Source organism: Teichococcus globiformis, assembly GCF_042646265.1.
GTDB classification, from domain to species: domain Bacteria; phylum Pseudomonadota; class Alphaproteobacteria; order Acetobacterales; family Acetobacteraceae; genus Pseudoroseomonas; species Pseudoroseomonas globiformis.
This window is the reverse complement of the sequence record NZ_JBHRTN010000007.1, coordinates 348,054-371,358: the sequence shown is the minus strand read 5'-3', so window position 1 is coordinate 371,358 and position 23,305 is coordinate 348,054. Positions and strand designations below refer to the sequence as shown.

Genomic DNA, 23,305 nt, shown 5'->3' with positions numbered 1-23,305 from the left:
GCTTAGCTTAGATCGGGCGGAGGCCGGCGGTCACCGACCCAGGCATCAGGGCATCCATCAGGGCGCCGGCGCCATCGGAGCCAGCAGTTCAGGGGGCGGCGGAGCGGGTGCCAGGCCAGGATCCTCCGGTATGCCTGGTGCATTCGGGTCAGGAGCGGGCGGAAGGGAGCGGATGGCGGGTGCCGCCGCCAGACGCGGAGGCGCTGGTGCCTGGGCGGGGATTTGATCGCTGCCTGCCGCTCCGGCCGGCCGAGCAGGAATAGCCCGTCCGGAGGTTACCGGTTGGTGTGAAAGGTCGCGGGAGGCGGCCAACGCCCGGCTCAGTTCTTCACGGGCGGAGACGCTTCCCAGAGGCGGCTGAGGCGGAACGGAAGCAAGGTTCGGATAAGCCTCCGCTGCACCAGGCGGCAGAGGACGTCCGTCCAGAGGCTGGCCGAAGACATTTCGGAAGAAGGTCCCAGGGCCTTCCGCCGGCGAGCCGACGCACCCTGTCAGAAACAGCACCAGACCTGCCGTAGCGACCCTGACGATGCCTTGAACGGCCATGCGCCGGGCACTACCCTTGGTACTGCTATGACCGACGCATTGCGCCATGGTCGCCTGATCCTTAACCGTCGCTTCCAGGCCATTAGCCTGAAGCAGGGGGTTAGCGGAAGGCCGGGTCTCAATGCTGACGGTTCAGGCACAGGAAAATGCCGGCCTCACCGGCGCGGAGGAATGCATGCCCGAGGAAAATACCCCCTCCGATCCGGGAACTTTCCGTATGGCCGACCCGGCCATGGTTTCACGCACCATGGCCGATGTAGCGGAACGCAGCCAGCGTATCGTCGCAGATTTCCTGAAGCGACAGGCCCAGGGTGATACTGCCCCGGGCGCCGCGCCAGGCGCCGACCCGATGCAGATCGGGAATGCTTTCATGGAGATGACGACACGCCTCATTGCCAACCCGGCACGGCTGGTGGAGGCGCAGCTCGGCTTCTGGCAAGATTACCTGACTCTCTGGCAGAACACGGCACGCCGTATGTTCGGCGATGCGGTAGATCCAGTGATCGCCGAGGATGGAAAGGATCGTCGCTTCAAGGACGATGCCTGGCGTGAAAACGAGGTCTTCGACTTCATCAGGCAATCCTATCTGCTTTCGGCCCGATACTTCACAAACATCGCTCATGCTGCAGATGACCTTGACCCGAAGACGGCCCTGAAGGTCGATTTCTACACCCGCCAGTTCGTGGATGCTCTTAGCCCGTCCAACTTCTTGATGACCAACCCGGAAGTGCTGCGAAAGACTGCTGAAACAGGAGGCGAGAACCTGCTCCGCGGTCTGCAGAACCTTCTGTCGGACCTGGAGCGTGGCAAGGGCCAGCTTCGGATCCGGATGACCGATGAAAGCAAATTCCGGATCGGCGAAACCATTGCCGTCACACCTGGCAAGGTCGTCTTCCAGAACGACCTGATGCAGCTGATCCAGTACGCTCCGGCGACGGAGCGGGTGCTTCGACGGCCCTTGCTGATCGTTCCGCCCTGGATCAACAAGTTCTACATTCTTGATCTGCGTCCAAAGAACAGCTTCATCCGGTGGGCAGTGGAGCAGGGACACACGGTTTTCGTGATTTCCTGGGTGAACCCTGACGAACATCTGGCCACCAAGACTTTCGAAAACTACATGACCGAAGGTCCCTATGCTGCCCTAGACGCCATCAGAGACGCTACAGGCGAGACAGACATCAATGCTGTAGGCTATTGCCTGGGCGGCACCCTACTCGCCTGCACCCTGGCCCACATGGCTGCTCGGCAGGACGAGAGGATTCGGGCCGCCACCTTCTTCACCACCATGCTCGACTTCGCGGAAGCCGGCGAGCTCTCGGTCTTTATTGACGAGGAACAACTCCAGGCGATCGAAAATCGCATGCAGAAGCGTGGCTATCTCGAAGGACGGGAGATGGCCACGACGTTCAACATGCTCAGAGCAAATGACCTGATCTGGTCATTTGTGGTCCAGAACTATCTCCTCGGCCAGGAGCCGTTTCCATTCGACCTGCTGTTCTGGAATGACGACAGCACACGCATGCCTGCGGCGATGCACAGCTTCTACCTCAGAAGGATGTACCAGCAGAACGACCTGATCAAACCGGGCGGCATCACCCTGGCAGGCACGGTTCTTGATCTCGGGAAGATCAAGGTACCAAGCTATGTCTTGTCCACCCGCGAGGATCATATCGCTCCGTGGAAAAGCACCTATCGGGCCACACAGCTGTTGGGCGGCCCGGTTCGTTTCGTCTTGGCTGCCTCTGGTCACATTGCAGGAGTCACCAATCCTCCTTCATCAGGAAAGTACAGTCACTGGGTCGCGGAAAATAATCCACCGACACCGGCCGAGTGGTTCGATGCTTCCACAGAGCTGGCGGGGTCCTGGTGGCCAGATTGGCAGAGATGGATCAGTGCACAGGATTCCACGATGGTGGCCGCGCGTGTTCCCCACGCCGGGGCTCTGGAAGATGCCCCGGGAAGCTATGTCAAGGTGATGGCGTCAGATTAGTGCCAGAGCAGCATGTCAGCATGCTGAAGGGTAAGTAATGAGCAGCGTAGGGGGCCGCCAGTTACTGCCTGGCAGTCGCCGTACCCTTCTTGCTCTGATTTACGACCCTACGCCCCGACCCGGCTGCGAGGCGCCGCCCCGGCTGGTGACGCGGAGCAGGCCCTGCGTCATTCGACACACGTTGTTGCTGAGATGAGTGACCAGGTTGCGTCCGTGCGAACCCGCTTGTCCGATGCTCCGCAGGCAGTCGCTTTGCAATCAGCTTTTCCACCGCCTTCAGCTTCGGCATCTCGTCCGGCGCACAAAAGGCCACAGCCTCTCCGCTAGCCCCTGCCCGACCCGTTCGACCAATGCGATGAACATAGGCTTCCGGCGCATCGGGCATGTCGAACTGGAAGACGTGGGTCACCCCGTCAACATCGATGCCACGGCTGGCGATATCGGTCGCCACCAGGATAGGCGCTCGACCGCTACGGAACTCTGATAGGGCGCGCTCCCGCTGCACCTGGCTACGATCGCCGTGGATAGCATGCGCGGAAATCCCATCGGCATTGAGATTTTTGGCAATCCGATCTGCGCCATGGCGGGTACGGGCGAAAACGAGTGCCCGCCCGATCTCCGGCTTACGAAGCAATTCCGCCAAAAGCGACCGCTTAGCACCCGCATCGACATGGATGAGGCGCTGCTGGATCAGTTCCACGGTCGAGGATACGGGAGTGACCGACACCTGCGCCGGATCCTTGAGGACTTGCTTGGCGATCTTGACAATGTCGGTCGGCATGGTGGCGCTGAACAGCAAGGTCTGACGCTTCCACGACATCATGGCCGCCAGCTTCCGAACAGCCGGCCAAAAGCCGCGGTCGAGCATCTGGTCCGCCTCATCAAGCACCAGAAACTCAACAGCCTGCAGTCGCGCAGCACCCGTTTGCACATGGTCCAGCAGACGTCCGGGCGTTGCGACCAGGACATCCACGCCACGAGCCAACGCCTGAACCTGTGGCCTGGCCCCCACACCCCCTAGAATGACGGTCGAGCTCAAGCCAAGGTGGCGACCATACGATCGAACGTTATCCGCGATCTGCGTTGCAAGTTCACGGGTCGGCGAGAGGATCAAAGCCCGGCATCCGCCACGCGGCGCCTGCGCAGGGCGGCTGGCCAGATGGTGCAGCATGGGTAGTGCAAAAGCTGCGGTCTTGCCGGTGCCGGTCTGCGCAATTCCCAGCAGGTCCCTTCCCTGCATGATCAGGGGGATGGCTTGTTCCTGGATCGGCGTAGGCGTCTGATAGCCTTCCTCGGCCAGAGCCTTGAGGAGCGGCTCAGCAAGGCCAAACTCGGTAAACTGGGGCACGGTAAGGTCTATCCAATCGGGCGCAGGCGCCATCATACTGTTGCTGGAAATGGCGCCCATCGCTGCTACCAGCCAACGCCATGACGTTATGATCCACAGCATGGCCGCCCGGGGGAACACTCCCCTGTCGCCATCTCAGCTCCGCCTGCCCGGATCGGTGGATCAGCGCCAGGCCACGATCAATGATCGATCCTGCCTATGGGGGAGCTTGCGCGCCGATGCAAGCAAAGTTTTCCCCAGAAAGATCCAAGAACCATGTAGGGAGATGATTGAACACGTGGCACATGGCCAGCCCGCGAAAAGAAAGAGGCCTGGGGTGTTAGGCCCCAGACCTCTAGCAGATCATTTACGCAGCCAACTGGTCCGCCTTTTCGCCATCGATTGCTAGGCGGGAAGACCCACCGATCCCGATGTCGATGCGGCGCGGCTTCAAGGCTTCCGGCACCTGGCGCTTCAACGCCACATGCAAAAGGCCATTCGCGAGCTCTGCGCCTTCCACATGGATATGGTCGGCCAGGACGAAGCGTCGCTCAAAGGCGCGCCCGGCGATGCCACGGTAAAGGTAGTGACGTGCCTGCGCGTCCTCCTTCGCCTTGCCACGGACAAGGAGAACATTCTCCTGACTGGTAATCTCCAGCTCATCCGGGCCGAAGCCGGCAACTGCTACCGTCAGGACATAACTATCGTCAGCTGTATGCTCGATGTTGTACGGAGGATACGAAGGTCCCTCGGACGCCGCACGAGCGGTGTCCATCAACCGTGCGAGACGGTCGAACCCAATCGCTGAACGGAACAGCGGCGCACTCTCAAAAGCGTTCATGATCAAGAGCCTTCTTCTTCAAGCAAGGTTCTGCTTCCGGCGGCCTGGGCATATATCCGGTCCCCAATCGGGCAACCCTTGTCCCAGACCACACAGTCATCCCCGCCAAACCGGGCAATGCCTGCGCGTCTGATATGAAAAACGCCGCCTCCTTCTTCAAGGGGCGGCGCTTCCAGCGCAAAAAAAATCTTTGGCTCAGCCCTTCTTACGGGCCCCAATGCCGGCAAACCGCTTGTTGAACTTGGCGATCTGTCCACCGGTGTCGATGATGCGCTGAACACCGGTCCAAGCCGGGTGAGACTTCGGGTCGATATCCAGCCGGAGGGTGTCGCCCTCCTTGCCCATCGTCGAACGGGTCTTGAAGGTAGAACCATCGGTCATGATGATGGTGATCTCGTGGTAGTCGGGATGGATATCGGGCTTCATCAACAGTCGCTTTCAAGCTCTGGCAGCCGATGCCGACCGGCCGCGCGGTGAAGGCCGCTTCTACAGGCGGTCTTCACAGCACGCAATACAAAGCCGGAACCCGGCAATGGCGCTTTACCGGCCCGGCGTTGCCGGAGCTGCCCCGGCATGTTCCACGGCGCGGCTCTTGCGCCGAATTGGAATGCCATTGAACAGCAGGCGCATCACGGCGCTGGGCCGCACCAGCCACTGGTGGAACGCCATCGAAAGCAGAATGGTCACCACCGTCAGGATGACGAATTGCATCAGAACCGGAACCCCGGTGTCCAGAAACATCAGCACGCCGTAGACCACGAAGACTTCGTGCACGAGGTAGACCGTGAAGGAGGAGGCGACGGCCGTCTGAACCATGGGGCTGGCCGTGTTGCAGAGCATCCGCATGGCAGACATCAGGATATGAGCGAAAAGGATTCCGACGATCGGCATCAGGAAATAGGTACCGATGCGGTAGATGTCCTCGTCCCTCCACTGGATCGCAGCCTGAACAACGGCCAGGGTCAAGCCGACCACCCACATGCCCTTGTGTACCCTGGTGAAGCGAGTAAGCCAGTCGGGCCGTAGAATCAGCGCCGCACCGCACAGGAACACAGGAAGGTAGGCCGCTGTGCGAGACAGAACCAACATTCCATGCACCGCCGAGTTGAGGTCCAGAAGTTTCAGCACGACGACGGACGCCAGGGACACAAAGCCGGACAGGATCAGGAGGGCTGGCGGCGCCCAAACATGCCGGTCGAGGAACTCGGCGCCCCGCACGGCAACGTATCGCGCCGGGGCCAGATCCCTCATGCTCCAAAGAACAACCAAGACCGTGCAGTAGATTAGCAGGTCGATCAGAAACCAGAGATGCGACACCCACGGCTCGCCGGGCGTCTGCAACATACCAATCCAGGTCTGAATGACCTCTCCCGGCTGCGCCTGCCACAAAGCTGAACTTAGCATGGTGAGCGGATTGATCAGGAGTGCCGCGGCGATCAAAGGCACACCGAGTCGCACAAGGCGGCTACGCCACCACTCACCAGGATTGCGCTGGCACAGCATCAGCGCAAAGAGCCCCGCAATCAGAAAGAAGACCGGCATCCGGAAGGTATGGCTGAACTGCGCTGCCCAACTGAGAAGAGCCGAACGCTCCTCACTCTGTACGATCCAGGCCTGCTGGGTCGAATAAGCAAGGGCCACATGATACGGGATCCCCATAAACATCAGTAACGCGCGGAGATAATCCAGATAATGCTGACGCTCTGGCCGGGAGGCGTCTGAGTGAGGCAAAAGAGAGCTTCCCTGCTTAGTTGAATACGGAGCCGAGTTTCTTCTGCTCATGGGGTTGATCCTTCGGGCTGCCCGCGATCCACTATACGATATCAGCTTTTTCATCCAGCGCGTGCGGCGCATGCGTGAAGCGCCACTACTCCATCGCTTTGTCCCCCAAATCCCTCATGAATCGTCGGCTTCGCAGGATTGGCGACAAGCTACGCCCCAGCCTAATGTCACCCATAAGTGTTGAGGGGTCGCGATGAACATTCTCTCCATCCAGTCCTGGGTCGCATACGGCCATGTAGGGAACTCTTCGGCCGTGTTTCCGCTGCAACGGCTCGGTGCCGAAGTTTGGGCCATCAACACCGTCCAGTTCTCCAATCATACAGGCTACGGCTCCTGGCGGGGGCAGGTCTTCGGCGCGGATCTCGTTCATGACTTGGTGCAAGGGGTTGCCGATCGGGGCGTTCTGGATCGCTGCGACGCTGTTCTGTCCGGCTACATGGGTGACGCAACAATCGGCGACGCCATTCTGTCGGCCACGACAAGGGTCAAGGCAGCCAATGCGCAGGCGATCTATTGCTGCGATCCAGTCATCGGCGACAAGGGCCGGGGCATCTTCGTGCGAGCCGGTATTCCAGAATTCATCCGGGATCAGGCTGTTCCTTTGTCCGACATCCTGACCCCAAATCAGTTCGAACTGGAGTGGATGACTGGTCGTAAGATCCAGACCTTGGATGATGCAAAAACGGCGGTCGAAACATTGCGAGCGGCGATGGCCGCAGACGGACCGCGCGTCGTTCTTGTGACTTCGCTGGAACTGGGCGAGACGCCAGGCGATTGCATCGAGATGCTTGCTGCGGGGCCGGACGGCTATTTTCGCATCCGGACACCGCGGCTTCCTTTGTCGGTTAACGGAGCCGGCGACGCGATCGCCGCACTTTTCCTGTTCCATCGGCTTCGCAGCCTTTCCACGGCCACGGCCCTTTCCCGGGCTGCTTCCTCGATCTACGGGATCCTGCGGCGCACCTGCGAAGCGGGATCCCGCGAGATCCTGACCGTGGCGGCCCAGGACGAGTTCGTCGTCCCGAGCCACGTGTTCGATCCGGAGCCTTGCTGATCCTCAGCCGCGCCTCACGTTTAGCGGCAATGCCATGCCTTTACGGAAACCCGAGAGATCCGTGCGCCATGCGCTATCGATCAAGTACTGGCCCAGCGGGTAATAAGGCACATCAACGAAGAACTGCTCCTGGATCTGTCGTCCGATAAGTTTCTGGGCATTAAGGTTCGCCGCGTCGAACCATTGGTTACGCAGTTGCTCAAGACGCGGCGCAGACGGCCAGCCAAACCAGGCGGCTTCCCCGTTCCCACGCAACAGGGGATGGCCACCCGGATTGGCGAGGTCCATGCCGCCAAATAGCGCCACAAGCATATTCCATCCGCCCTGTGTCGGAGGGTTCCGATTGCTGCGCCGTGCGAGCAACGTTCCCCAATCAGAGGTGGCGCTTTCAACCTTGAAGCCGATGCGCTGCAAGAGGTCGGTTGCAACAGCGGTGAGGTTGTTGTTGTTCACCACATCAGTGGGATGCAGCATGACGACCGGCTCGCCGGCGTAGCCAGCAGCCTTCAAGGCCTGTCTTGCCGCGTCGAGGTCCCTGGGGCCAGTAAGGGCCGCAAGCCCAGCATCCGATGCCAGAGGGCTATCCTCGGGAAAGCAGCCAACATCTTCGCGCCACAGGTCGCGATTGTCTCCCATGATAGCGGTCATGAAGTCGATCTGCCGCAGTGCAGGCAGGATGGCACGCCGGATCTCAGGGTTGTTGAAAGGCGGGTGCAGGTGGTTAGGCCGAAGCATCGCCAGTGTTCCACCTGTATCCAATTGCTCCACAGTGAGGCCGCGACTTCCTTTCAGTAGCGGCCGCAGATCTGGCGCGACCTGCTCCCACCAATCCACTTCGCCGGATTGCAGGGCACCCGCGGCAGTCGCAGGATCAGGAATGATGCGCCATTCCAGCCGCTCGAATTGAGCCAGCTTCGGACCGGCAGTGAGGCTCACAGGGCCGACCGGCGTCGGCTGATAATCCACAAAACGCTGATAGACCAGCTGGCTTCCGGAAACACGCTCGGAGGCAACAAAGCGATAGGGGCCAGAGCCGACAACCTCGGTCAGGGCCCTGCCGGGATCCTGCTGCGCAAAGCGTTCGGGGAAGACAAAACAGGGGTAGGATGAGGCCTTGGCCAGCGCCTGCAGCATCGGCCCGAACGGTTGCTTCAGGCGCATCTCGAAGCGTCGGTCATCCACCACGCGCATCTCGTCGAGCCGTGAGAAAAGGCTTTGCCCGTGCGAATCCCGCAGCATCCAGCGCCGTATTGACGCTACCGCATCCTTGGCCCGCACCTTCTCGCCATCATGAAAGGTTGGCCCGTCTCGCAAGGTGAAGGTCCAGCGACGACCGTCATCGGTCAGGTCATGCCGCTCGGCAAGCTGCGGATGCGCCTGGCCATCGAGATCAAGGCCATACAGCGTGTCCCAACACAGATGGGCATGGTTGCGGGTCGGGTAGGCGGTCGTGTTGAGAGGATCAAGAATGGAGACATCGGCCTGCGGAATGAAGCGCAATACCTGAGGTGAATTTCGTTGTGCCAGGGCAGGACGCTTCAGGCCTCCCGCGGCAAGCACTGCTCCACCCAGACCGAGAAAGCTACGTCGCTCCATTTGTCTTGCTCCATTCCAGCACCGGCGGCCTGTCCCGCGCGGCAGTCAGTGGTTCGCTTGGACCGGGACCAGGCGCTTCCGTGCGGATCAGCCGCCCGGCGCCGGGGTGGAAGCGACTCCACCCCATGCCGATGCCGCATCCAACGCGGCAATGGCCTCATCCAGCCGGCCCGTCGCGATGGCGGCTTCCGCCAGAGGTCCTGGCGCGGCAAGGCGCTGCCGCGTGAGAACAGGACCGCCAGGAAAGATCGCCATCGGCCACGCGGGTTCCCTCCCCGCCTCCATTGCGTTGGCGGCATCGGTCAGAAAGCCGATGACCTGCTCCGGCAAGGCCGAAGGCGCTATGCCGAGAGCTTGCCGCACCTCGCGTACTGCCCCACCCATAGCCAAGGCATTGCTGGCTGGCAGAGCCGCGTAGCGCGGATCCTGGGTAATCGACTGCATCAGGAACTCGAGCCGTGCCGCCGCACGGGCCATGGCCGCCGGCCGGTTCTGCAGGCCTGCACCCTGATCCGCAAACTCAGCCGCCGCCGCTCTGGCGATGCCGCGGAACGGATCCCCTCCCTTCGGCATCAAAGCCATGGGCACCTGCATTTGTGAAGATGGAGCCCGGAGCTCCGCACAGCTCGGCAGGGCGGCACCCACAAGCAAAAGAACAGCGCAGCAGGCGAATCGGCGCATCCAGATTTCCTTAATCCTCTTCAGGCAGAATGCCGCATGGCGTGGCGACACGGCAAAGCGCTAGGAGCGCCTGACCTCCGCAACGTCGATCAGTTCCTGCGGCGGGCCAAACTCCCAATCGCGCAGCGTCATCTGTGTGGCGCTGTTCACCTGCGGCAGCCTGGGCAGCGCCATGAGCCTCTGAGCCAGATCCGGATTACTCGCCCGGTTGAGGGCGATCGCTTCCATCCGGTCGATAACGGCCTGTGGAGGGTCTTGCTGAGGAATTCCGAGCGTGCTGCGAAGGACATGACGGGCGGACAGCAGCGCCGGTCCGACCATGGCGCCAAGATCCCGGCTGCTGCGGCCGGCCGGAATCTCGACCGCCAAGTACTCTAGCTGCGCGACTGCCCTGGCCGCCCACGCTGGGTCACCCTGGTAACTGGTTTCGAAGAAGTCGGCCGCTCCGCGGATCGCAGCTTCCAGGGGGTCGGCGGACAAGGTCATAGCCGACGGTGGAAGCCGGGCTGGCGGTGCAACGGCACAACCAGAGCCCAGCAGTACCACCATTCCTGCTACGGCGAAGCGGTATCGTGCCCAGCCAGGGACGTACGGTGCCTCTTGCCCAACTCCACATAGTGAGCGGTTGTCTGCTGCCACTGCGCTAGCTCCTCCGGGCTCAGGATCCGAACCAGACGGGCAGGAGAACCGACCCACAACTCGTTGCGGCCGATCCTTTTGCCCGGTGGCAGGAGGCTGCCTGCTCCCAGCATGCCTCCCTCCTCGATGACGGCGCCATCCAGCACTGTGGCCCCCATGCCGACAAAGGCACGGTCATGAAGCGTGCAGGCATGAATGATGCAGGCATGTCCCACCGTGACATCGTTGCCGATCAAGGCAGGAAGCGTCCCTCTCGCCACATGAACGATGGTACCGTCCTGCACGTTGCTGCGGGCGCCGACCCGGATGAAGTTGGTGTCGCCACGTAGGACGCAATGATACCAGATGCTAGAATCGGGTCCCAACTCCACATCGCCAATAACTGTAGCTGTTGGAGCCACAAAGGCGGTCGGGTCTACGGCCGGGAGCCGTCCTTCAAACGGCAGCATGTTGCTCATGGTGGTGTGACCGTCCTTCATTCCATTGCATCAGAAGTATCGCCTGCCCTGCCGGGGACAGGCGAGACGATCATGCTGCAGCTCTGGCTGCATCCTGCAAACCAAGCATCAGGCCGATGTTCTGAACAGCCGCGCCTGAGGCACCCTTGCCCAAGTTGTCCAGTCGCGCCACCAGCACAGCCTGGCCACGCGACGCATTGCCAAAAACCCGCAGTTCCAGAACGTTGGTGCCATTTAGTGCTTCCGGCTCAAGTTTGCCATCAACGCCTGCCGGTACGACCTTCACCCAGTCCGAATTGGCGTAATACGTGCTGAGGGCCTGCTCGAGACTGAACGGCGTCGGGCTGCCGTGAAGAAGATCGAGATGAAGAGGCACCGACACCAGCATGCCCTGCCGGAAATTACCGACGCTGGGAACAAAGATGGGCCGACGAGACAGCTTGGAGTAGGTCTGAAGCTCAGGCACATGTTTGTGCTCAAGGCCCAAGCCGTAGAGCTCATAGGCTGGATGACCGTCCCCTTCGTAAGCCTCGATCATCGATTTGCCGCCACCCGAATAACCAGACACAGCATTGACGGTAATGGGGTAGTCGGCCGGAAGCAGACCGGCTTCCACCAAGGGGCGGAGAAGCAGGATACCTCCTGTCGGATAGCAGCCAGGATTTGCTACCCGAGGCGCGCCGGCAATAGCTTGGCCCTGTTCCGGTGCAAGCTCCGGCACGCCATAGACCCAGGCCGGATCGACGCGGTGCGCCGTCGAGGCATCGAGAAGCTTTGGCGCATCGGCTCCCAAGCTTGCCGCCATAGCGGCGCTTTCCTTGGAAGCCGCGTCGGGCAGGCAAAGAACCACCAGATCAACCTCAGCCATCAAAGCCCGCTTGGCCTCTGGCTCCTTGCGGTGTGCTGGATCGATGGAGCGGAGTGCAACCTCCGGCATAGCTTCAAGACGCTGGCGAATGCCGAGCCCGGTGGTACCGGCTTCGCCATCGATGAAAATCGTCGGAACCTTGCCCTTGGCCATCTGCCTCTCCTGATCAGGGGTCGAGTCGTAGCATAAATGCAGAAAGGGCGGACCCTTCGCGGGTCCGCCCTTTCCATCAGTCGATCCGGCATTCGGACCAGCGCAAGCGCTGGCCCGCCCAGCGTCAGCGCTTGCTGAACTGGAAGGAACGTCGAGCCTTGGCCTTGCCGTACTTCTTCCGCTCCACCACGCGCGGATCGCGGGTCAGGAAGCCGGCCTTCTTCAGGATCGGGCGCAAGTTCGGCTCAAAGTTGGTCAACGCGCGGCTGATGCCGTGCCGTACCGCGCCGGCCTGACCGGACAAGCCGCCACCGGACACCGTGCAGTACACGTCGAACTGCTGATAACGATCGGCCACCAGGAAAGGCTGAGCGATCAGCATGCGCAGCACAGGACGCGCAAAGTACTTCGAAGCGGGCTTGCCGTTGATTTCAACAGTGCCACTGCCCGGCTTGACCCATACGCGGGCCACTGCATCCTTGCGGCGGCCAGTGGCATAGGAGCGGCCGAACTGATCCTTCTTCGGCTCGCGAGGGGCCGCGATCTCGACCCCAGCCGGGGTGCCGGCGACCAGCGTCTTCAGGTCCGCCAGGGACGTGGCGGTCGTCTGTTCACTCATGATGCTCAGGCCACCTTGTTCTTGCGGTTCAGAGCGGCGACGTCCAGCGTCTCCGGCTGCGCGCCCGCATGCGGGTGGGTCGGACCGGCATAAACGTGCAGATTCTTCATCTGACGACGACCGAGCGGACCACGAGTGATCATGCGCTCCACGGCCTTCTCGACAACCCGCTCAGGGAACCGGCCCTCAAGCCGCTCCTTGACCGTGCGGCCCTTGATGCCGCCCGGATAGCCGGTATGCCAGTAGAAGACGGACTGGTCCGCCTTGTTGCCGGTCAACTGCACCTTGTCGGCGTTGATGATGACAACATGGTCTCCACAATCCACATGGGGCGTGAACTGCGGCTTGTTCTTGCCACGGAGGCGGTTGGCGATGATGACGGCGAGGCGGCCGAGCACGAGGCCCTCCGCATCGATCAGCACCCAACCCTTCTTGACCTCCGCCGGCTTCAGCGAGCGGGTCTGCGTCTGCAGCACGTTCTGATCCTGAATCTGACGTTCGAATTGAGGGCCGCTTATGACCGGCGCACCTCGCAAGGTCAAGCAAGAAACGTGTGGTATTGTGATACCGTATCTCACCACGCCCTTATCTGCCGGCATCCGCCAGCCGTAGCTTCCGAGCAAAGAAGCGAGCGATGGCGGGCCCCGCGACCAGCACAAGAAGGAAACGGGCCATCTGCATAGCCATGATGAAGGCCAGATCCACTTCGCTGGATGCTGCAATAATGGCGACCGAATCCACCCCGCCCGGGCTCGTCGCCAAATAGGCGGTGAGCAGGTCGATGCCGACAGTGAAGTGCAGAAGCATTGCGATAGCGCCACAGATCGCGATGAGCATCAACGTGGAGGCGACGAGGCTTGGAAGGGCACGGGCGGCATGCGCAAGAATGGGACGCGTGAAGCGGAGCCCGATGCTCCATCCGATCACGGCATAGCTTGCAGCCAGAAGAACTGGCGGCAACTCGATCCTGAGCCATCCCATTTCCTGTAGCACGGCAGCCACCACCATGGGGGCGAGTACGGGACCTGCCGGAATGCCAAGCCTTACGGCCATTGTGGAAAGACCCAAGGCGGCAGCGATCGTCAGGAAAAGATCTGACCACGCAGTGGCCGGGAACCAGACATCGTACCATGGAGGCGCGATGCTGGCCGCGACACCAGCGCCATCCGCCACGTAGCTGGCCACCAAGGAGGCAATGGCTGCCACCATGACGACGCGCAAATACAGCATGACGGCGACGAGCCGGATATCGGCGCCTTGTGCTTCAGCCATCAGCATCATGGCGGAGGCCGCGCCGGGCGATGACCCCCAGATCGCCGTGGTTCCTGGCAGGACCTGTCTTCGCGCCAGCCACCAACCCAGCAGGCTGCTGGCCACCATCACGGAAATCACTCCGGCCAGAAAGATCGGCCAATCCGACAGTAGCTCAGTCGCGACATCCATGCGCAGCGACTGGGCGATCATGACTCCCACGACACCCTGAGCCGCCGCGAACAACCCTGGGGGAATGCGCCCACGTGCGTCCGCAACGGCCAAAAGGATGGCCGCAGCCATGGCGCCCAGCAGAACAGGCGCGGGCAGCCCCACATGGTCCAGCACCAGCACGACAGCTGCCGTCAGAACCAGCAGAATGCCCCAAAGTGCGATAGGTGGAATGTGAGACAGGGTAGGCCATCGTCCCTGGGCAAGTCTCTTCCACATCGATTACGCCCATTGTGCAGGCTTAGAGGTACTGCCGACTACGAAGATCATGGTCAGCACTAGGGTGCAGAATGACGCATCCTTGCTCGGTCCAGGCAGAAGCGCCAACTCAGCTGCAGCGGCTCCAGCGCCCGCGATCCATGTGAAAATGGTCATGATGTGCCGCATTGTATTCTGGCCCTAGCACAGCTCGGAAGAAGCGACAGGCGCCTTGCTGCACGTCATTGAGGAACGCCCCTTCAACACCCTTGCCCCAGTCTCGCTGAAGCTGGATCTCGCGCCCGCCGCTGATCCGAAAGCTTACGATGTCAAGCGCATTGGCGGTGGCGTGCTCGGACCTGCGGCCACTGGAGCGCCAATATACGTTTCGGCAAACATAACTGCCCAGATGGCGCACCTCCACGACCGGAGCACCAAAATGCTTTTTGGCGGCCGGCTGCAGCGCATGGCGCTCGAACAACATCCATGCCGCAGCCAAGGGACACGTTGCCACGGGTCGGGCCGGCCGCAGGGTAAGGCTGCTTCCCTCCAGCCGCACAACATCCTTCAGGGGACAGCCGACATCCGACGGACGGTCAGGCAGACGTGCCAAGGTGCTTTCCGAGGCCTCAAAGGCAGCAAAGCATAGCTCCGGCTGGCGCTCCATGCGGGCGAGCTTCCAGCCGGTGAGCAGATTAGGCTCCGCGCGGAAATCAAGCGGCGCGGCCGGATCCCACCGGGTGGGCAGTCGCCAGACACCGGTGAAGTGAAGCCCACCAGTGATCAGGAGGAACACAGCGACGAGCGAGGCGATCCAGCGATGGAGCATGCCGATCAGATGGCGCCGCTTCAGCAGGCATCAACGCTCTTGCCGTGCCTCCCTGGCACCCGCACAGTTGAGCCAATTCTGCCAAGGACTTCCCAGATCACATGCCCGTACTGAACCGCATCGCCGCCTTTCACGCCGAGATGACCGCCTGGCGGCACGATCTCCATCGCCATCCGGAGCTCGCCTTTGAGGAGGTGAGAACCAGCAATCTGGTGACCGAAAAGCTGCGCGAGTTCGGTGTAGACGAGGTGATCACGGGCGTTGCCGGAACAGGCGTTGTCGGTGTCATCAGAGGTGGTGCTCAAGGCCGATCCATTGGCCTGCGGGCAGACATGGATGCGTTGCCCATCCAGGAGGAGACGGGCCTTGAGCATGCATCCACGGTTCCAGGCAAAATGCATGCGTGCGGACATGATGGCCATACGACGATGCTGCTTGGGGCAGCACGATATCTCGCTGAAACCAGGAACTTTGCCGGCACTGCCCACGTCATCTTCCAGCCCGCGGAGGAAATGGGCGGCGGCGCAGAGGTCATGGTCAACGAGGGACTGTTCGACCGGTTCGCCATGGACCGTGTTTTCGGCATCCATAACTGGCCTGCCTTGCCAGCCGGGCAGTTCTTCTGGCGTGACGGTCCCCTGATGGCCGCCGTGGCCGACCTCGACATCACCATTACGGGACAGGGCGCACATGGTGCCATGCCGCACCAGGGCAACGATCCGGTCGTTATCGCGGCTACCCTCGTGACCGCCCTGCAGTCGATTGTTGCGCGAAATGTTGAACCGGTGGAGGCAGGCGTCGTCACCATTGGCCGCATTGAGGGCGGCCACGCCTTCAACGTCATACCCGAAACGGTGCACCTGCGTGGAACTGCCCGCTGGTTCCGCGCCGAAGTGGGTGACATGCTGGAGAAGAAGGTGGTGGAACTGGCTACCGGCATTGCCACAGCCTTCGGAGCACAGGCCGCGGTGCGGTTCACGCGCATGTACCCTGCAACGCTGAACGATCGGGCTGCAAATCGTGAGGCCATCCGCGCCGCTGCAACCGTTGTCGGGTCGGACAACGTTCTGGAGCTCGAAAGGCCTACAATGGGAGGCGAGGACTTCGCCTTCATGCTGAACGCCAAGCAGGGCGCCTATCTCTTTCTTGGCGCCGGCCGTGGAGCTGCAGATCCCGGTCTGCACCACCCAAAATATGATTTCAACGACGCGTTGCTGCCGGTTGGGGCAAGCTTCTTTGCTTCTCTGGTGGAGCATTTTCTGGCCCGCGACAGCCAGGTGCATCAATCATGACAAGGGGCATCACCCTTGCGCTGACCGGCGACAGCATCTTGCAGCGCCGTCTTCGTTCCACGGATGATCCGGAGTTGCGGCCGCTCTTTGATCAAATCCGGTCCGCCGACCTGGCGTTCACGAATTTGGAGGTTCTCGCCAACGATTTCCGGGGAGATCCCTCCCAAGAATGTGGCGGCTCGCATTTCGGCGCGCCGGCCTGGGTGCTGGATGAACTCCGGGAGGCAGGCTTCGATCTTTTTGCCGCCGCCACCAATCACTGCCTGGACTACTCGATCTCAGGATTGCTGCATACGATCGAGGCATTGGAGGAGCGCGGCCTGTGCTATGCGGGCATTGGGCCCAACCTGGAAGCGGCCCGGCGACCGGCATACTTCACTCATCCTCATGGCACCGTGGCGCTTCTGTCCTGCAGCTCCAGTTTCCAGGCGGGAAACGAAGCAGGCTCACAGACGCCCGATATGCAGGGCCGCCCCGGGCTGAACCCCCTACACTACGATGCGATGCACGAGGTAACCCCCGATCAGCTGGAAGCGCTACGGCAGATCGCCGTCGACCTAGGTTTGGAAGCGCAGCGGCAGCAAATCCTGAAGCTCGGCTTTGGCCACCCTCCCACCGAAGGTGTTCTACCATTCGGCAAGATGAACTTCCGCGCCGCGTCGAAGGCGGCACTGCGTCTGACGCCGCGCCAGAAAGACATGGATGCCATGGCCCGCTGGGTGCGGGAGGCGCGCTTGTCCTCGGATCTGGTGGTGGTCAGCCTGCATGCGCATGAGCAGGGCCATGACAAGGAAGTGCCGGCCGAGTTCATTCCGGCCTTTGCCCGCCGGATGATCGATGAAGGGGCTGACCTGATCGTTGGCCACGGCCCTCACCTTCTGCGTGGTCTCGAGCTTTATCGCGGCAAGCCGATCTTCTACAGCCTCGGCAACTTCATCGGGCAGAACGAACTGGTACCGAGGATCCCGGCCGACTCCTACGAGCGGTTCCGCGCCGAGCCTGAGTTGACGCCGGGCATGGTCTACAAGGTCCGGACAGCAGACGACACCAAGGGCTTTCCCGCCGATCGAAGGTTCTGGGAAACGGTTGTGCCATTCTGTCGCTTTGCCGAGGGCCGGCTCGTGGAAATGCAGATCCGCCCCGTGACGCTCGGCCTTGGACAGGCTGCTCATCGTCGGGGCAGGCCGAAGCTGGCCCAAGGAGCGGAAGCAGAGAGCATCCTGACCCGTTTCGCCAGCCTGTCCGAGCCATTCGGTACGCGACTGGAGCTGAGCCGCGACGTTGCTCGTCTGGTTCCATGATCGTGGCAACGCTTGACGGCAGCTGACAGGCCGCGCCATGTCGACGGCAGAGGAGAAAGCCGGAAGCACCGCTCGCCCTTATCAGCGATGGAGGAAGCCTATGCCTTTCACTCCGCTCCGACTGTCCCGCCGCGCTCTGCTTGGTACGGGCAGCACCCTGCTGGGAGCACCCGGTCTGGTCTCTGCGCAGAGCGGCCGCTCGCGCGTGCTGCGCTTCGTGCCTCAGGCGGACCTTGCCGTGCTGGACCCGGTTTTCACCACGGCCTCAGTGACGGCCAACCATGCCTTCATGGTCTTCGACACGCTCTATGGCTGGGACAAGGATTATCGTCCGCGGCCCCAGATGGCAGCCGGCCACCTTATCGAGGATGACGGGCTGACCTGGATCATCAAGCTGCGTGACGGTCTCCGCTTCCATGATGGGGAGAAGGTACTGGCACGGGACTGCGTCGCCAGCATCCTGCGCTGGGGCGCGCGGGACATGTTCGGCCAAGAGGTTATCGCGCGGTCGGAAGAAATTATCGCTCGCGATGACAGAACCCTTCAATTCCGCCTGAAGCAGCCCTTTCCAAGGCTTGCCATGGCCCTTGGCAAATCATCTTCCAACGTTCCAGTGATCATGCCGGAGAGGCTTGCCAGAACGGCCGCCACCACGCAGGTCACGGACATGGTTGGCTCGGGGCCTTACCGGTTTCTCGCCGATGAGCGCATGGCCGGCGCTCGCGCGGCCTACGCCCGCTTCACGGATTATGTGCCTGCGCCGGATGGTGCGCCCAGCCGAACCGCAGGCCCCAAGCTGGCTCATTTCGATCGGGTCGAGTGGCTCATCATTCCCGACCAGGCAACCGCCGCCGGCGCCTTGATGTCGGGCGAGGTGGACTGGGTTGAAAGCACCAGCAGCGACATCGCCCCGATGCTGCAGCGTTCGCGCGATGTGAAAGTCGCCTACAGCGATGACCTCTACCAGGTGATCCTACGCTTCAACCATCTGCATGCCCCCTTCAACAATGCTGGGGTCCGCCGGGCGCTCCTGGGCGCGATCAACCAGGAGGAAATGCTGCAGGCCGCCTATGGCACCGATCCCAGAGGCTGGAACGCGGGGATCGGCGTCTTCACCTCGGACAGCCCTATGGCCAGCAAGGCCGGTCTGGAGCCGCTCGCCGGGAAACGGGATTACGGCAAGGTCCGGCAGGCACTCGCTGCCGCGGGCTACAAGGGCGAAACGGTTGCCATGCTTCAGGCCGAAGACTATCCAACCCTGCGTGCCCTGGCCGAAGTGTCCGCCCATGTGATGCGGGAATGCGGCATGAACGTTGAAAGCCATACAGGCGACTGGGGCACGGTCAGCACTCGCCGCGCCAATCGTGAAGGCCTGGAACGGGGAGGATGGAGCGCCTTCTGCACTGGTCTCAGCTACTCGCTCGATCCTTCCGGGCATTTGGGCCTCAGGGCCAATGGTGCACGTGCCTGGTTCGGCTGGCCGGACAGCCCGAGGCTGGAGGCACTCCGCCAGGACTGGTTCATGGCCGACATGGTGGAGGAGCAACAGCGGATCGGTCGAGAGATCCAGCTCCAGGCGATGCAAGACGTTCCTTACATCCCGCTGGGCGAGTACCGGCGACTGCAGGCAGCAAGAGCCGATCTCAGTGGCTTCCCTGAAGGCGCCGCCTACTTCTGGGGCGTGCACCGAAGCTGAACAGACTGGATCCATAAGGCCGGGAAGTGACCGCCACCGCCTCGGATTTCACGACGAGGTTCGCTTCTGGCAGCCCGGGATCCGCTTCAGCTGGCTGGTGACAGGGCGGACCGACGAAGTTGCGGAAAACGAGATGGTACCAGTGTCGCAATCCGCGGGTTGATCCGCCGTCTGCCGGCCAGGCCCAGTGGGTTGCTTCCGCGATAGGGCGTTACTCCTCCCCCAGCTGCGGCGGCTGGGGACAGGAATGCGGAGAGCTGCATAAGGCTTCGGCCATGGGCGCGTTGGGCAGGTGCGGTTCAGTCCATTCGCATACCCGTCGTCTCGACCACACGGCGGAACCGTGCGAATTCCTCCCGGAGAAATTCCCGGGTGGACTCCGGTGTGCTGTCCTGGCGAGGATCGGTGCCACTTTCCGTAAGGCGTCGGTTCACCACCGGGTCGGCGAGCGCGAGGTTGGCCGCACGATTGAGTGCTTGCGCGATCTCCTCTGGCATACCCTTTGGACCGACCATGACAGTCCAGGTGGACAGCTCATAACCCTCCACGCCGGCTTCCTGCAGAGTGGGCACGTCCGGAAAGGAGCGTTCACGGCTCGTAGTGGTCACCGCCAGAAGCTTCAACGCTCCGTCACGGATTTGCCCAACAACCGAGGCGATCTGATCGATGGTGAACAGAACCTCCTGCTTGAGCAACGCCTCTGGGACTGATCCACCTCCCCTGTAGGGGATGTGTGTGGCCGGTGCATCGGCAAGCTTGCTGAACAGGGAGGCCGCGAGATGGCCTATGCCTCCGACACCTGAGCTGGCGTAGCCGTCACGGCCTTCACCCTTCCGGAGCCGAGCCACCAATTCCTGCACCGTGTTGATGCCGGACGCGGTTGGCACAACCAGGCCAAGTGCGCTGGTCCCGATCACGGCAACCGGTGTGAAATCCTCAGCCGGATCGTATGGTGCAATTTTAGGTTGAGCCGCCGGCGCTACGCCGAGGGTCGAAGCAGAGCCAACAAGCAAGGTATAGCCGTCTGGCCGCGCACGGCGCACATATTCAGCTCCGAGTGCGCTGCCTGCACCTGGCTTGTTCTCCACTACAAGCCGAGCACGGGGCCCAAGGGCTGGACCCATTTTTTCGGCTAGCAGCCTTCCTGCCAGATCAGTGGCGCCTGCGGGTGCAAAGGGAACAGTAACGGTGATGGTGGAGCTAGGGTAGTCGGACGCTTTTGCGGGCTTGGATACCGCTGCCATCGGGGTCAGGCTCAGCAGAGTGCCCGCCCAGGCTCGCCGCCCCAGGCGCAGTTCCTTCAGGCTCTTCCGCATCGAACCGGCTCCCTCATGCTCTTCTGATATGTGTCAATGGATCAGGACGCACGGAAGGTGTCAACGAGATTGTCGACAATGCCGTCGACAAGTGCAATGGTCGTTTCAGAAGAACGCTGCATGGGGGTCTGCCAAAGGTAGGCCCCGGAGCCGATCCGGATGTCAGAAGCTTCACGTACCCCAACCACTCTCCTGCCCGCCATTCTCAGCGTGCTTGAGGAAGACATCGTCTTCGGGCGGCTTCTTCCCAGAGAGCGCCTGATCGAAGAAGACCTTGTCGAGCGATTTGCCTCGACCCGGCATGTGATCCGGCAAGCGCTCACTGATTTGGAGCGAGCAGGGCTGATTGACCGCATCCCGAACCGTGGCGCACAGGTCAAGGCCTACACGGCGGAGGAAGTGCAGCAACTCTATGCACTCCGAGAAATGCTGGAGGTGCAGGCGGCGCAGCTCATCCCCCTGCCTGTTCAGGCCGATCTGCTCGCAGCGCTGGCGGCCTTGCAAGATCAGCATGATGAGGCCGTGGCACAAGGCGACGCGCGGGCTGTGTTTCGGGCCGACATCGCGTTCCACCGGGCACTTTATGCTCTGTGCGGCAACATTTTCCTGACGGAGACGATCGATGCTCTGGGACAACGGGCGCAGGTCATCCGCTATGCCACGCTCCGTAGCCGGACCAGCATGGAACAGGCCCGGGATCAGCATCACGGCATGCTCCAGGCGTTGCGCCAAGCAGACCGTTCGGCTCTGGTCTCACTTTGCCTCGCCCATTTCCAGCCTGCCCGTTCCGCCTATCTGCGTCAGCATCATGACATGCTCCGCTGAGCCATCCCCTTCCAGAAACCCAGGAACCCTTATCGATGAACGATGATCCCTCTGAACCGGTCACCGGCCTCACGCGCGGACTCACCAACTATGGTGACACGGATTTTGCGCGCTACCTCCGACTGTCCATGGCACGCTCCATGGGTCTATCCTCCGATCTGCTGAAGAAGCCAGTTATCGGTATCGCTACCACCTACTCCGAGTTCAACAACTGCCACCGCGGCGTTCCCGACTTGGTGGAGGCCGTGAAGCGCGGCGTGTTGGCGGCGGGGGGCCTCCCCCGGGAGTTTCCAACGATCTCCCTGGGCGAGCCATTCCTCAATCCTACGGCGTTGTTCTTCCGCAACCTCATGGCGATGGACACCGAGGAGATGGTGCGCGGCCAGCCTATGGACGCCGTGGTCCTGGTGGGGGGCTGCGACAAGACGGTGCCGGCGCAGCTGATGGGCGCCTTATCGGCCAACATTCCCGCCATCCAGGTGGTCACCGGCCCAATGTCGACAGGGCGCTGGCGGGGTGAGCGCCTGGGCGCCTGCACCGATTGCCGCCGCTTCTGGGCAAAGTTCCGGGCGGGGGAGATCGATACGGAAACGGTTGAGGAAATCGAAGGCAACCTGGCGACGACGCAGGGCACCTGCGCGGTGATGGGCACCGCTTCCACCATGGCCTCGTTGACCGAAGCTCTGGGCATGATGCTGCCAGGCACCGCTGCCATACCGGCCGTGCATGCCGATCGCCTCCGCGCTGCCGAAGCATCCGGTGCGGCCGCCATGATGTTGGCAGCCAAGCGCCTGACGCCGCGCATGATCGTGACGGAGAAATCAGTCGAGAATGCACTGCGGGTTCTGCTGGCCATTGGCGGTTCGACCAATGCCATTATCCACCTAACCGCCATCGCCGGCCGCGCCGGGGTCAAGGTCGATCTCCAACGGCTGAACACGCTGTCGGATGAGACGCCGGTGCTGGTCGACCTCAAGCCGACCGGACCCTTCTACATGGAGGATCTGCATGCGGCAGGTGGCATAGGCGCAGTCCTGCGCGAGCTGAAGCCGATGCTGCATCTTGATGCTTTGACCGTCACGGGCGAGACCTTGGGAGAACGGCTGGCATCCGAGCCCGGCTATGTCGATCGCGCGGTTGTCAAATCACGGGAGCAGCCACTGCAACCGGTCGGCGGGCTGGTTTCTCTGTTTGGATCCCTTGCACCAAGGGGCGCTATCCTGAAGCGCGCGGCCGCGGATCCCCAGCTGTTCGAGAAGGAAGGCCGTGCGGTGGTCTTCACCTCTCTTGAGGACTTGGCGGCGCGGATCGACAATCCTGATCTGGACGTCCAAGCTGACGACTTCCTGGTCCTTCAGAATGCAGGTCCGCTTTCTCCATCAGGAATGCCGGAAGCAGGGTACCTGCCTATTCCATCGAAGCTGGCCCGGGCCGGAGTAAAGGACATGGTACGCATTTCCGATGCTCGCATGTCGGGAACGGCTTACGGAACCATCGTCCTGCATGTCACGCCTGAAGCCGCGGCCGGTGGACCTCTGGCACTGGTTCGCGACGGCGACCGCATCCGGCTGTCGGTCAGCGAACGCCGCATTGATCTTCTGGTCGAGGAGGCGGAGTTGATGCGGCGGAGGCAGGACCGGCCCGACACCTCGGCCCAAGCTACGCGCGGCTACGCCAAACTTTACCGCGATCACGTGTTGCAGGCCGACGAAGGTTGCGACCTCGATTTTCTTCGCGCCGATCCTCCGGAGTGATGAGGGAAATCTGGCACCTGTCGCCATGAAGGCGTAACGCCAGGGGGCACCGCGGATT

The 23,305-nt window shown here is 61.9% G+C and carries 21 protein-coding genes; 7 read left to right on the top strand and 14 right to left on the bottom strand.

Annotated elements, in window-relative coordinates; translation table 11 throughout:
* The first annotated feature begins 721 nt into the window (after nt 1-721).
* A complete protein-coding gene (locus ACFOD4_RS06975; protein WP_379595276.1) occupies nt 722-2,536 on the top strand; it encodes a PHA/PHB synthase family protein in 1,815 nt (604 codons plus the stop codon).
* A gap of 61 nt (nt 2,537-2,597) precedes the next feature.
* Here the strand turns inward: ACFOD4_RS06975 and ACFOD4_RS06970 are convergent, their stop codons facing one another.
* From ACFOD4_RS06970 to ACFOD4_RS06955, 4 genes are all read right to left on the bottom strand, one after another.
* The gene (locus tag ACFOD4_RS06970; RefSeq protein WP_379595207.1) at nt 2,598-3,944 is read right to left on the bottom strand and encodes a DEAD/DEAH box helicase; all 1,347 of its coding nucleotides are present in this window, start codon (nt 3,942-3,944) and stop codon (nt 2,598-2,600) included.
* Nucleotides 3,945-4,230: 286 nt separating this feature from the next.
* Nucleotides 4,231-4,704 (bottom strand): Hsp20 family protein, encoded by a 474-nt coding sequence (locus tag ACFOD4_RS06965; protein ID WP_379595275.1) that lies wholly within the window; start codon nt 4,702-4,704, stop codon nt 4,231-4,233.
* Between the two features lie 195 nt (nt 4,705-4,899).
* A complete protein-coding gene (rpmE, locus tag ACFOD4_RS06960) occupies nt 4,900-5,130 on the bottom strand; it encodes a 50S ribosomal protein L31 (protein WP_379595206.1) in 231 nt (76 codons plus the stop codon).
* A 114-nt stretch (nt 5,131-5,244) separates the two neighbouring features.
* Nucleotides 5,245-6,486, bottom strand: a complete 1,242-nt coding sequence (locus tag ACFOD4_RS06955) for an acyltransferase family protein (protein WP_379595205.1) — start codon at nt 6,484-6,486, stop codon at nt 5,245-5,247.
* A 193-nt stretch (nt 6,487-6,679) separates the two neighbouring features.
* On the opposite strand from ACFOD4_RS06955, the gene pdxY reads away from it, so the two are divergent.
* Nucleotides 6,680-7,540, top strand: a complete 861-nt coding sequence (pdxY, locus tag ACFOD4_RS06950; protein WP_379595204.1) for a pyridoxal kinase PdxY — start codon at nt 6,680-6,682, stop codon at nt 7,538-7,540.
* A gap of 3 nt (nt 7,541-7,543) precedes the next feature.
* Here the strand turns inward: pdxY and ACFOD4_RS06945 are convergent, their stop codons facing one another.
* The 9 genes from ACFOD4_RS06945 to ACFOD4_RS06905 all read right to left on the bottom strand — a co-directional run bounded on the left by ACFOD4_RS06945 (nt 7,544) and on the right by ACFOD4_RS06905 (nt 14,901).
* Nucleotides 7,544-9,136, bottom strand: a complete 1,593-nt coding sequence (locus tag ACFOD4_RS06945) for an ABC transporter substrate-binding protein (RefSeq protein ID WP_379595203.1) — start codon at nt 9,134-9,136, stop codon at nt 7,544-7,546.
* Nucleotides 9,137-9,223: 87 nt separating this feature from the next.
* Entirely contained in the window at nt 9,224-9,709 is a 486-nt protein-coding gene (locus ACFOD4_RS06940; protein ID WP_379595202.1) for a hypothetical protein, read from the bottom strand.
* A 168-nt stretch (nt 9,710-9,877) separates the two neighbouring features.
* Nucleotides 9,878-10,303, bottom strand: a complete 426-nt coding sequence (locus ACFOD4_RS06935) for a hypothetical protein (RefSeq protein ID WP_379595201.1) — start codon at nt 10,301-10,303, stop codon at nt 9,878-9,880.
* Between the two features lie 68 nt (nt 10,304-10,371).
* Entirely contained in the window at nt 10,372-10,914 is a 543-nt protein-coding gene (locus ACFOD4_RS06930) for a gamma carbonic anhydrase family protein (protein WP_379595200.1), read from the bottom strand.
* Between the two features lie 70 nt (nt 10,915-10,984).
* Entirely contained in the window at nt 10,985-11,935 is a 951-nt protein-coding gene (gene argC / locus ACFOD4_RS06925; RefSeq protein WP_379595199.1) for an N-acetyl-gamma-glutamyl-phosphate reductase, read from the bottom strand.
* A gap of 124 nt (nt 11,936-12,059) precedes the next feature.
* Nucleotides 12,060-12,554, bottom strand: a complete 495-nt coding sequence (gene rpsI, locus ACFOD4_RS06920; protein ID WP_379595198.1) for a 30S ribosomal protein S9 — start codon at nt 12,552-12,554, stop codon at nt 12,060-12,062.
* Between the two features lie 5 nt (nt 12,555-12,559).
* On the bottom strand, nt 12,560-13,030 hold the full coding sequence (rplM, locus tag ACFOD4_RS06915) for a 50S ribosomal protein L13 (RefSeq protein WP_379595197.1): 471 nt from the start codon (nt 13,028-13,030) through the stop codon (nt 12,560-12,562).
* A gap of 109 nt (nt 13,031-13,139) precedes the next feature.
* Entirely contained in the window at nt 13,140-14,255 is a 1,116-nt protein-coding gene (locus ACFOD4_RS06910) for an AbrB family transcriptional regulator (RefSeq protein WP_379595196.1), read from the bottom strand.
* A 109-nt stretch (nt 14,256-14,364) separates the two neighbouring features.
* Nucleotides 14,365-14,901, bottom strand: coding sequence for an extensin family protein (locus ACFOD4_RS06905; protein ID WP_379595195.1), 537 nt, complete (start codon nt 14,899-14,901; stop codon nt 14,365-14,367).
* Between the two features lie 263 nt (nt 14,902-15,164).
* Here ACFOD4_RS06905 and ACFOD4_RS06900 point away from each other — a divergent pair, with 263 nt between their 5' ends.
* The 3 genes from ACFOD4_RS06900 (at nt 15,165) to ACFOD4_RS06890 (ending at nt 19,352) form a co-directional block, all read left to right on the top strand.
* A complete protein-coding gene (locus ACFOD4_RS06900; protein WP_379595194.1) occupies nt 15,165-16,355 on the top strand; it encodes a M20 aminoacylase family protein in 1,191 nt (396 codons plus the stop codon).
* Nucleotides 16,352-17,656: a CapA family protein gene (locus ACFOD4_RS06895; protein WP_379595193.1), complete on the top strand. Its 1,305-nt coding sequence runs from the start codon at nt 16,352-16,354 to the stop codon at nt 17,654-17,656. Before ACFOD4_RS06900 ends, ACFOD4_RS06895 begins: the two co-directional genes overlap by 4 nt.
* A 100-nt stretch (nt 17,657-17,756) precedes the next feature.
* Nucleotides 17,757-19,352: an ABC transporter substrate-binding protein gene (locus tag ACFOD4_RS06890; RefSeq protein ID WP_379595192.1), complete on the top strand. Its 1,596-nt coding sequence runs from the start codon at nt 17,757-17,759 to the stop codon at nt 19,350-19,352.
* Between the two features lie 299 nt (nt 19,353-19,651).
* Here ACFOD4_RS06890 and ACFOD4_RS06885 read toward each other — a convergent pair whose 3' ends face one another.
* The gene (locus ACFOD4_RS06885; RefSeq protein WP_379595274.1) at nt 19,652-20,596 is read right to left on the bottom strand and encodes a Bug family tripartite tricarboxylate transporter substrate binding protein; all 945 of its coding nucleotides are present in this window, start codon (nt 20,594-20,596) and stop codon (nt 19,652-19,654) included.
* Between the two features lie 231 nt (nt 20,597-20,827).
* Here ACFOD4_RS06885 and ACFOD4_RS06880 point away from each other — a divergent pair, with 231 nt between their 5' ends.
* Both ACFOD4_RS06880 and ACFOD4_RS06875 read left to right on the top strand, forming a co-directional pair.
* Complete coding sequence (locus ACFOD4_RS06880) at nt 20,828-21,493, top strand: GntR family transcriptional regulator (protein WP_379595191.1); 666 nt, start codon at nt 20,828-20,830, stop codon at nt 21,491-21,493.
* Nucleotides 21,494-21,528: 35 nt separating this feature from the next.
* A complete protein-coding gene (locus ACFOD4_RS06875; RefSeq protein WP_379595190.1) occupies nt 21,529-23,247 on the top strand; it encodes a dihydroxy-acid dehydratase in 1,719 nt (572 codons plus the stop codon).
* Nucleotides 23,248-23,305 lie beyond the last annotated feature (58 nt).